At 61.4% G+C, this 9,283-nt stretch carries 9 protein-coding genes and 1 CRISPR repeat array; of the genes, 7 read left to right on the forward strand and 2 right to left on the reverse strand.

The window, feature by feature from the left end; all coding sequences use genetic code 11:
• Position 1: 1 nt before the first annotated feature.
• From MEICH_RS0115995 to MEICH_RS0116010, 4 genes are all read left to right on the forward strand, one after another.
• On the forward strand, positions 2-751 hold the full coding sequence (locus MEICH_RS0115995) for a hypothetical protein (RefSeq protein ID WP_027893439.1): 750 nt from the start codon (positions 2-4) through the stop codon (positions 749-751).
• Positions 751-1,563, forward strand: coding sequence for a CRISPR system precrRNA processing endoribonuclease RAMP protein Cas6 (cas6, locus tag MEICH_RS0116000; RefSeq protein ID WP_027893440.1), 813 nt, complete (start codon positions 751-753; stop codon positions 1,561-1,563). The genes MEICH_RS0115995 and cas6 overlap by 1 nt, the downstream gene beginning before the upstream one ends.
• Positions 1,564-1,742: 179 nt before the next feature.
• Positions 1,743-2,264 carry a winged helix-turn-helix domain-containing protein gene (locus MEICH_RS0116005; RefSeq protein WP_027893405.1) on the forward strand — a complete coding sequence of 174 codons (522 nt, stop codon included), beginning with the start codon at positions 1,743-1,745 and terminating at the stop codon, positions 2,262-2,264.
• The gene (locus MEICH_RS0116010; protein ID WP_027893404.1) at positions 2,261-2,785 is read left to right on the forward strand and encodes an IS630 family transposase; all 525 of its coding nucleotides are present in this window, start codon (positions 2,261-2,263) and stop codon (positions 2,783-2,785) included. The genes MEICH_RS0116005 and MEICH_RS0116010 overlap by 4 nt, the downstream gene beginning before the upstream one ends.
• Positions 2,786-2,821: 36 nt before the next feature.
• Here MEICH_RS0116010 and MEICH_RS28120 read toward each other — a convergent pair whose 3' ends face one another.
• Together MEICH_RS28120 and MEICH_RS25545 are read right to left on the reverse strand one after the other, a co-directional pair.
• Complete coding sequence (locus tag MEICH_RS28120) at positions 2,822-3,331, reverse strand: IS630 family transposase (RefSeq protein ID WP_084542134.1); 510 nt, start codon at positions 3,329-3,331, stop codon at positions 2,822-2,824.
• Positions 3,325-3,774: a helix-turn-helix domain-containing protein gene (locus tag MEICH_RS25545; protein ID WP_157202566.1), complete on the reverse strand. Its 450-nt coding sequence runs from the start codon at positions 3,772-3,774 to the stop codon at positions 3,325-3,327. Before MEICH_RS25545 ends, MEICH_RS28120 begins: the two co-directional genes overlap by 7 nt.
• 174 nt (positions 3,775-3,948) lie before the next feature.
• Positions 3,949-5,623: direct repeats of the CRISPR family, unit length 36 nt; unit sequence GTTGCAAAGGCGCTTAACCTCGTAGAGGATTGAAAC.
• Positions 5,624-5,717: 94 nt separating this feature from the next.
• On the opposite strand from MEICH_RS25545, the gene MEICH_RS0116025 reads away from it, so the two are divergent.
• From MEICH_RS0116025 to MEICH_RS0116030, 3 genes are all read left to right on the forward strand, one after another.
• Complete coding sequence (locus MEICH_RS0116025) at positions 5,718-6,758, forward strand: IS701 family transposase (RefSeq protein WP_084542373.1); 1,041 nt, start codon at positions 5,718-5,720, stop codon at positions 6,756-6,758.
• Between the two features lie 50 nt (positions 6,759-6,808).
• Positions 6,809-7,465 carry a hypothetical protein gene (locus tag MEICH_RS28860; RefSeq protein ID WP_157202858.1) on the forward strand — a complete coding sequence of 219 codons (657 nt, stop codon included), beginning with the start codon at positions 6,809-6,811 and terminating at the stop codon, positions 7,463-7,465.
• A gap of 400 nt (positions 7,466-7,865) precedes the next feature.
• Positions 7,866-9,149, forward strand: a complete 1,284-nt coding sequence (locus MEICH_RS0116030) for a polymorphic toxin-type HINT domain-containing protein (RefSeq protein ID WP_157202859.1) — start codon at positions 7,866-7,868, stop codon at positions 9,147-9,149.
• Positions 9,150-9,283 lie beyond the last annotated feature (134 nt).

Below are 9,283 nucleotides of genomic sequence, written 5' to 3' on the forward strand. Positions count from 1 at the left end.
CATGTCGGAGATTTGGCTGCGGGCCCGCTTCCTCACGCACTCCTTCCACTACCGCATGCCCGACACGGTAGCCATCAGCGCCGTCAACCCGGCGGTGCCCTCGCCCCTCACGGTGCAGATGGCCATGCTGGCCGCGTACCTGCGCGAGGGCGAGCGGGGGAAGGCCCAGGCCCTGCTGGAGCTGTTGCCCTTGAAGGTGCGGGTGCGCCCCCCGCGGGGTGCCGTCATCTACCGGGGCATCATGCGCTACGTGCGCCCGCCAAAGGACGCGGGCGACCTCGACAAAAACACCGGCGCGGGCTACAAGATCTCGCCGCACTTCCGCGAGTTCGCCCTGCTCGACGGCCCTTTCGAGGTCTACGTACTAGTCCCGGCCGAGCATCGCGGGCTCGTAGCGGAGGCCCTCGAGCGCATCCCCTACCTCGGCGCCAAAGACTCCCTGGTGAGTTGCCAGGGGGAGGTTGAGCCGGTGGCCGAACCCCCGCCCGACTGCGCGGCGTCCCTGGAGGACGCCGACGTGACCAGGGTTGCTGACTACGTGGTGCTGCAGCTCGCCGATTTCGAGGGGCGTGAGCGACTATTCCCCCCCGCTAAGGGCAAGCAGAAGGCCCAGGACAAGGCGCTCACCCTGGAGCGCCTGCTCCCTAGCCAGCGGCTCAAGGAGCACTACCGGCTGGGCGCTTACCTGGTCGAGGGGCAGGTTTACTCTTCCGGCAACGTGAAGGTGTTCCGTCGCGGCGGGGGAGGCTGATGCCCCACGCCTTCCTGCTCCACCTGACCTCGAGCGACCCCCGCCCCCCGCGTTACCCCGGGCTTTACGCGCACGGCCTGTTCTTCGCGCTGTTGGGCAAGCTCGACCCGGGCTTGGCCGCCGCGGTCCACGCGGCCCCCCGCAAGCCCTTCACGCTGGCGGCGCTCGAGGCCTCCCCGCCAGCGGGTAGGGGAGGGGAGGCCAGGTCTCCTGGGGAGGTGGTGCTGCGGATAACCACCCTCGATGACGGCCTGTTCGGCCCGCTGCTGGGGGTCCTCCTCCGCGAGGGCGTGGACGGCCTGGCCTTGGGCGACCACCCGTACCGCCTGGCCCGTGTTGTGGCCACCCCCCAGGGCAGCCCCCTCGCCGGCCGCCGCACCTGGGAAGAGCTGGCCGCGGCCCCGCCCACCCGCTGCCTGCGCCTGCGCTTCCGCACCCCCACCGTGTTCGCCACCTCCAAGCCCGGGCGGCGCGCCCGCCACACCCCCCTGCCGGACCCCCTCCTCATCGCCAAGTCCCTGTTATCGAGCTGGCAGCACCACAGCCCCCTGCGCTTCCCGGAGGTCGAGGCCGCTGCACTCCTGGCGGTCTTCGAGCTCGACCTCGAGCTCACCCGCTTCGCCGACCTCCGGTTCGAGCGGGCCCAGGCCGCCAAGGGGTTCTTCCCCGGCTTCACCGGGGTGGTGGAGGTGCACTGCCACAGCGACAGCCTCGAGGCGCAGCGGGCACTAGGAATCCTGCAGGCATACGCCTTCTACGCTGGGGTAGGGGCCAAGACCGCCTACGGCCTCGGGCTCACCATGCCCTACTGACGCGAGCGCGAACGCCACTTCTCGGCCCAAAGCCCCCTGAATGGGGGCTTTTACTGTCCTGGACGTAGACCAGACCCCACCTTTCGCACACTCAGGCTAAGCTCGCGTGCGTACCCGTCAGGAACGGGTCTCATGCTGCCTCGAGGGCGTCATACCCTTTCCTGTTGTATCCTTCGTTTATGACCGTAGCCGACCATCTAACCTTGAGCGAGCTATGGCGGAGGGTCAAGAAGGCCAAGGATCCGATAGAAAGGACCCGCTTCCTGGCGGTCTACCACGCCAAGCGGGGGCTCACCGCCAAGGAGATCGCCAGGATCACCTTGAACAGCTCCCGCTGGGTGCAGGCAACGGTGAGGCGCTACCACCAGGAAGGCCCCGAGGCCCTAAAAGACAGGCGGCACCATAACCCAGGGCAGAGGCCCAAGCTGACCCCCGAGGAGCAGGCGAGGGTCCTGGAGGCTTTGCAGGGTCCTCCTCCCGACGGGGGCCTATGGACGGGTCCCAAGCTGCGGGACTGGGTGGAGCGGGAACTGGGGAAGAAGGTCTCCCTCTATCCCATCTACCGCCTCTTGCACGAGATGGGCTTTTCCCTGCGCACCCCAAGGCCCCGGCACCGGAGGGCGGACATGGAGGCGCAGGAGGCCTTTAAAAAAACCTCCTCGCCGAGGTCCGGCGGGCCAGGGCGGAGGGGCGGAGGGTGAGGCTTTGGGCCTACGACGAGCACCGCCTGGGGCTTAGGCCCGTGTACCGGCGGGTGTGGACCCGGCGGGGGAAGCGGCCTTTGGCGGTGGGGGCACACCGGTACCGGTGGTTCTACGTGTGCACCTTCGTGGAACCGGAGACGGGAGAGAACCTGAGCCTGCTGGTAGACGGGATGGACACCGAGGTGATGGGCTGGGTGCTGCGGGAGTTCAGGGCCGCCTTGCGGGAGGAAGAGGAGGCCTGGGTGGTGCTGGACCGGGCGGGGTGGCACGTCTCCCCCAAGGTGGAGGTGCCTGAAGGGATACGTCTGGTCTTTCTGCCCCCCTACAGCCCCGAGCTGCAACCGGTGGAGCGGGTGTGGCCTTTGGTGAACGAGGCGGTGGCGAACCGGTACTTCCAGGACCTGCAGGAGATGATGGAGGGGGTGGCCGAGCGGTGCCGGGTCCTGGAGGGGGACCCAAAGACCCTGCGGCGGCACACCCTCTTCCACTGGTGGCCGAGGGCGAAGGCATCAGCATGAAAGGGTATCAGTTCGTGTAGACTAAGTATTTCCCCATTAGATTTTTACCTCCACAGCCCCCAGTAGGTCCAAGGCTTGCAACAGGGCTTGCTTGAGGTGGGAGAGGCTAGCGTAATGGCGGCGGGGCAGAAGGTAGGCTTTGAGCTTTCTCCAAAAGGTCTCGATGAGGTTGAGCTGAGGGCTGTAGGGAGGCAAGAAGCGTAGATAGAGGTTTTGCGCTTGCCAGGTTGCCAGCCGAGCCTGGATCAGCTTGGCTTTGTGGAAGCTGGCATTGTCCAGCACCATGACCGTGAGCTTGTTTTGCTGGCTGGCTTGTTGGGCCTGCTTCTCAAGAAAAGCCAGTACCGCTTCTTTCGTACATCTACCTTCCAGTACTGCATACTGCCCGTGCCTCCCAGCGTACGACCAGGCGCCGATGAGATTGATCCGCCCGGCGCCGCCAAAGTATCGGGGAACCCGGCGCTGGTGCGGCTGCCCCTTGAGCGTCCAGCTATAGCCTATCGGTAAGGTCAGGCCAAACCCACTCTCGTCCAGATACTTCAGAATGACCCGACCTTCGAGCGCCCCCTTTTCAGGGTGTCGAGCGCCGCTTCAGCCTGTCGCAGCAACTGGGGGTCGGGCTGACCGGCCACGACGTAGCGATCCCGTTTCCAGGCGTAACCCAGTTGCCGGAGGTTGCGTCGCACGCTCTCCTCGTCTACCTGGATGCCAAACTCCAGGGCGATGGCTTCCGTCAACTGCCGCGCATTCCAACAGCGGTCTTCCGCCAGCTTATCCCGCATAAACTGCAAGGCCTCTGCGTGGAGTTTGCGCCGATTGCCTTTCTGGGGACGATCCGCCAGTCCCTCGAACTTCCGGCTTACCCAGGCATTCAGCGCTGCGCCAACCGTCCGCACGTGGCATCCGACATACCCGGCAATCCGGCTCATCTCCCAACGCTGGTTCGACAACCGAATCATCTGACTGCGCAGCCTCACCTTCTTGTTCATGTGGGGGCTTTGCTCGATAGCCCGCAGTTGTTCATCCTCTTCTTGGCTCAACTCAATGTACCGAAAGTTTCCCACTGTAAAAGTCTATCGTGAGTGTACTTAGGAGAAGTCCACACGCCGTGTGCGATTTCGGAGCTAGAAAGGCTGTGACGAACAGGATGCCTGATCGGGGCCGTTGCAAAGGCGCTTAACCTCGTAGAGGATTGAAACTCGGCGTAGACCTCGCCCTCGGGCTGGTGCATCGTTGCAAAGGCGCTTAACCTCGTAGAGGATTGAAACTGAGCGCGCGGGCCCCCCACTGGACCGAGGAGGAGTTGCAAAGGCGCTTAACCTCGTAGAGGATTGAAACGGGCTGGGGGAGGACGTGGCGCAGGATGCGCTCGCCGTTGCAAAGGCGCTTAACCTCGTAGAGGATTGAAACCTCAAGAGCGGCAGCCGCAGGGCCGGGGTGTACCGTGGGCGTTGCAAAGGCGCTTAACCTCGTAGAGGATTGAAACATGGAGGGGTAGCGCTGGCCGGGCCCGTCGCCGGGTTGCAAAGGCGCTTAACCTCGTAGAGGATTGAAACATGGAGGGGTAGCGCTGGCCGGGCCCGTCGCCGGGTTGCAAAGGCGCTTAACCTCGTAGAGGATTGAAACCGGTTGGGGCTGGCGTTGAGCAGGGCGCGGATCTGTTGCAAAGGCGCTTAACCTCGTAGAGGATTGAAACATCGTGCACTTGGACGAGCTGGAGTTCGTGGAGTTGCAAAGGCGCTTAACCTCGTAGAGGATTGAAACTGGCGGCTGTGGCGGCTGTACAACCGCATCGGCGTCTGTTGCAAAGGCGCTTAACCTCGTAGAGGATTGAAACACAGCCTGACCGAACGGCCCGGACTGTCTGCGAATCGTTGCAAAGGCGCTTAACCTCGTAGAGGATTGAAACGATCTCGGGCGGCTCGAAGCGCACCGCCCCGATGAGTTGCAAAGGCGCTTAACCTCGTAGAGGATTGAAACATGATGAAAAACGTGCGGTCGCCGTCTGTCGGCCAGCCGTTGCAAAGGCGCTTAACCTCGTAGAGGATTGAAACCAGCTGCAAAAGGGCCTGGACGGGTTGCGCGAGGAGGTTGCAAAGGCGCTTAACCTCGTAGAGGATTGAAACCTGCGGCTGATGGAGCGCATCGGCGCGCGGCTGGCGGTTGCAAAGGCGCTTAACCTCGTAGAGGATTGAAACATATACACTAGACAAACTTTGGCCGGCGGCGTGCTCGTTGCAAAGGCGCTTAACCTCGTAGAGGATTGAAACAGGTACTCGACGGCCTTGCCGTGCTCGGCAAGGGTTGCAAAGGCGCTTAACCTCGTAGAGGATTGAAACCTGGTCCATGGCGATGGGCACGGTGGAGGCGTTGGTTGCAAAGGCGCTTAACCTCGTAGAGGATTGAAACCTGATCCTGGCCCGCGACCCCGGCGAGCGCGACCGGGTTGCAAAGGCGCTTAACCTCGTAGAGGATTGAAACGGGTGCAAGGGCTGGGACCTGCCCGAGGACACCCTGTTGCAAAGGCGCTTAACCTCGTAGAGGATTGAAACCGTCCCCAGCGTGGAGGAGTGGTTCCGGCACATAGAACGTTGCAAAGGCGCTTAACCTCGTAGAGGATTGAAACTTCTCCGACCCCGCCATCGCCCCCCACGGCCCCGCGTTGCAAAGGCGCTTAACCTCGTAGAGGATTGAAACATCCAGGGCGGCAGGAAGAGCTCGAGCAGGCCGCGTTGCAAAGGCGCTTAACCTCGTAGAGGATTGAAACTCCCGCACCCAGGCCACCCCGTCGGCCTCGAGCTTGTTGCAAAGGCGCTTAACCTCGTAGAGGATTGAAAGCGCCGGTAGAGCAGGTCCGACAGCCCTTGCTCAATTGGTTTAGGAGTTACGCAGTTGCAGTTGACTGGACATTCTTCTGTGTGCTAGGAGGAGAGTGCTTAGCCAAGCTTCTCCAAAGGGGGTGATGCCCATGAACCCACCGAAGTGCGATGACCTGGACTACATCCACTTTCTCATCGCCGCTCAGCGGGTCTTCACCTGCACCGAGGCCGCCCGCTGCAGTCCAGAGGAGAACAACCCTCCCGCCCATGATGCCTTTACCCGCCTGCTGCAAAGACAGCCACCCGACACGGCGGCGCTGTGGCAGGAGGCGAAGGCCTTCGTGAAGCTCAGGAAGGGGCTTCTGATCCTGGACGACACCACCCTGGATAAGCCCTACGCTCGGGACATGGATCTGGTGAGTTACCACTGGAGCGGCAAACACCAAAGGGTGGTTAGGGGCATCGCCCTCATGACCCTGCTGTGGACGGAGGGGCAGGCCCTGATCCCCTGCGACTTTCGGGTCTACGACAAGCCCCAGGATGGGAAGAGCAAAAACGACCACTTTCAGACCATGCTCCAGAAAGCGAAGGAGCGGGGGTTTCAGCCGGAATATGTCCTGATGGACAGCTGGTATGCCAGCTTGGAGAACCTCAAGGCCATAGTCAGCTTTGGCTGGCGGTTTCTGACGCGGCTGAAGGGCAACCGCCTGGTCAACCCGGAGGGGAAGGGGAACCTGCCGGTGAGCGAAGTGGCGATACCCCCGGAAGGGCGGGTGGTGCACCTGAAGGGCTTTGGGTTCGTCAAGGTGTTCAAGGTGTTCCGAACGCTCTCCAAGGACGGGGAGGCGGAGTACTGGGCCACGAACCATCTGGGGATGAGCGAAGAGAAGCGGGCGGAGTTAGAGCGGCAGGGATGGGGCATAGAGGTTTACCATCGGGGGCTCAAGCAGTGCTGTGGGGTGGAGCGGGCCCAGGTGAGGAAGGCGGTCTCCATCCTGCGGCACCTCCTCCTGGCTTTGCGGGCCTTCCTCCGGCTGGAGGTCTACCGGCTGCGCAGGGGGGTGAGCTGGTACGAGGCCAAGGCGTCCATTGTTCGCGAGGCAATACGAAGTTATCTCGCCCATCCCCTCCACATCCTTCAGCCAACTGCGTAAGTCCTAAATTGTATTTGACCAATATCTACCGAAGCCTCGAGTCAGGAGGGATGGGGAAGGACGACCTAGAGGGGTTGACTAAATTCACTGACAAATGGAAAGCAGATGGGTCGTCGAGTATATATCTGGTGAACATGACAACTTTCATCCCTAATCCCTTCTTAGTGGCACCTGTGTATGGTAAATATGCGGGTGACGATCGTGACCTCTGGCAATATGGCTCATACAGAACAACACATAGCGTCGTTTTTGACGCAGCCAATGGTGAAATCCTGGCCGATTTTAGTGACACAGGTATTACTGAGAAATTGGAGTTGTGGCCTTCATGGGCGAGAACGCCTGTAATTGATAGGCGAACGGCACCTGTTGGAGATAAGGGGGGCTTTGCTGAGGAATCGTCTGGGAGCCAGATTACTATGTCAGGTGACTCAATGAACCCCTTTATATTCAATCCAGTCTGTCAGGGGTGCTTGCTCGATAATTCTATTGATTACAGGGTCACTTTTAACCTCAGTGGAGGAAAAGTGAATAATATTGATGTTTTCCATGATGGTTTCCCTGGATATGAGCTTAGAGTAAATGGACAGCATACTTATGGCTATTCTCCTGCTACTCCAGGTGATAGAGAGGGACCATTCCAGTTATTTGGAGGTTTGGATGTCCACAAACGGATCAACTGTGACAGGAATCGCCCGTCTAAATGCTAACTTTCTGTAGATCAAGGAGGACAGTGTGGCGAAGCCGAGGTTGGTTCCATTGCTGGTTCTGCTGGCGATAAGCTTTGTAATGAGGGTTATAGGTCTATTGTTGATGAATTTGGTCTATGAAGGAAAAATAAAAGGCTTAAGTCCTGTTGTGTCTGCCATATTCGATATGCTCTACGCACTGCTTGTTTATTTCCCTATAGTTCTGCATGTAATTTTTACCATTGGCATCTCCGACTACTTAAGGCGCGTTTTAATTAAGAGATCTGAGTCTCAATTTCTAGCCTGGATTGTTTTTTCGACTTCGTTGGCGTTCTGGACCCTATTGGGATTATTTAGGTTTTTTGCCACGTGGGTATGACGGCTTTACCCTTAGCTTAGCTAAATACCGCGCTTGCTCATCATGTCCCTAAGCCGCCCTCTCCCCACGCTCCCCACCAGCGTCACCCCGCCCGCCAGCGTGCTGCCGCCGGTGCTGCAGGCTTTGAACACCCTCGACCTCAGGGCGCCCACGGCGGGGGGCAAACCGGGCTCAGGGCTGACGCCGCCGGGGGGCGGGGTGGTGCCGCCCATCGGGGGGGTGCCCGCGCCCATCGATACGGTGGTGCCGCCGATCGGGGGGAACAGCCCGGACAGGCGTGACGTGAGGCCCCTCGAGGACGAGTGCACCGCGAGCTGCAACTACGACAGCGACGGGGACGGCTTTGCCGATAGCCATAAGCCGGCCACGAACGACGATGCCTCCAATAAGAACCAGAAGGAGCAGGACAAGAAGACCGGGGCGCCCCAGCAGGCCGACTGGGTGACCAGCCAGACCGTCAAGGACGTCAACGGCCGCTTCAGGAACGACCCTGACCGGGCGCGGCTCGAGCAGGCCGTCAAGGACATCAACCGGCTGGCCGAACAGGCCGGGGTGGACCCCCGCGACCGCGCCAAGCTGATGCTGGACCTGAACCTGGCGGTGAACACGGGCGATTACAGCCAGGTCAAGGAGAACCTCCTGCGCATGGGGGAGGAGGCGGCCAACGCCCTCAGCGGCTGCGCGGACCCGCGAACGACGATCACCAGAATTCGCGAGCGCGTGCCTTACGTACCCGGGAACGTGATGTACGGCTACATCGGCGAGCGGGGAACCCTGGGGTCGCCCGACCGCTACGTGGATGCGGGCGTGTTCGAGAAGTTCGAGGGCTACCAGGACGGCACCACCGGCTGGGCCAGCGACCTGTTCGAGTTCTGGCTGGGCAACAAGGTCGCCTCCCCCCTCCTGACCAGGCTGTTCGCCCGGCTCGGCATCCGCATGCCCGCGGTCCGGATACCCGGACGGGGCGGCACGCCCCGCCCCGCCCTCCGCTTCGAGTCCTGTAACTCCTTCAGCCCCGAGACCAAGGTCGCCACCGCCACAGGGATGGTGGCCATTGCTGCGCTTGGCGCGGGCAGTGTGGTGCTGGCCTACAACGAGGGGAGCGGCAAGAACGAGTACCGGCCGGTGCTGGAGCGGTTTACCCAGGGGCTGGTCGAGAAGGAGGTTACCTATCTGACCTTGAGGGACGACGAGAGCGGCCTTACCGAGAGCCTGACCACCACCAAGGGCCACCCCTTCTACCTGGTGAAGAACGTGGACGGCAGCCACCGCCCCGCGCCGGAGGGCCACGAGGAGCTCGCCTTGCCCTGGGTGGGGCAGACTTGACCGCTATACATCTTTTGTATGCAACCCCAGGAACCTCAAAGCGGAGAGGGGGTTGAAGGAGAAGGCTTCCAGGGCGGCTTTTTTAGTCCTGGACCTTGCGGTAGTTGAGGCAGTTCAGCACGAAAGCCCGCAGG

Source organism: Calidithermus chliarophilus DSM 9957 (assembly GCF_000430045.1).
GTDB lineage: Bacteria > Deinococcota > Deinococci > Deinococcales > Thermaceae > Calidithermus > Calidithermus chliarophilus.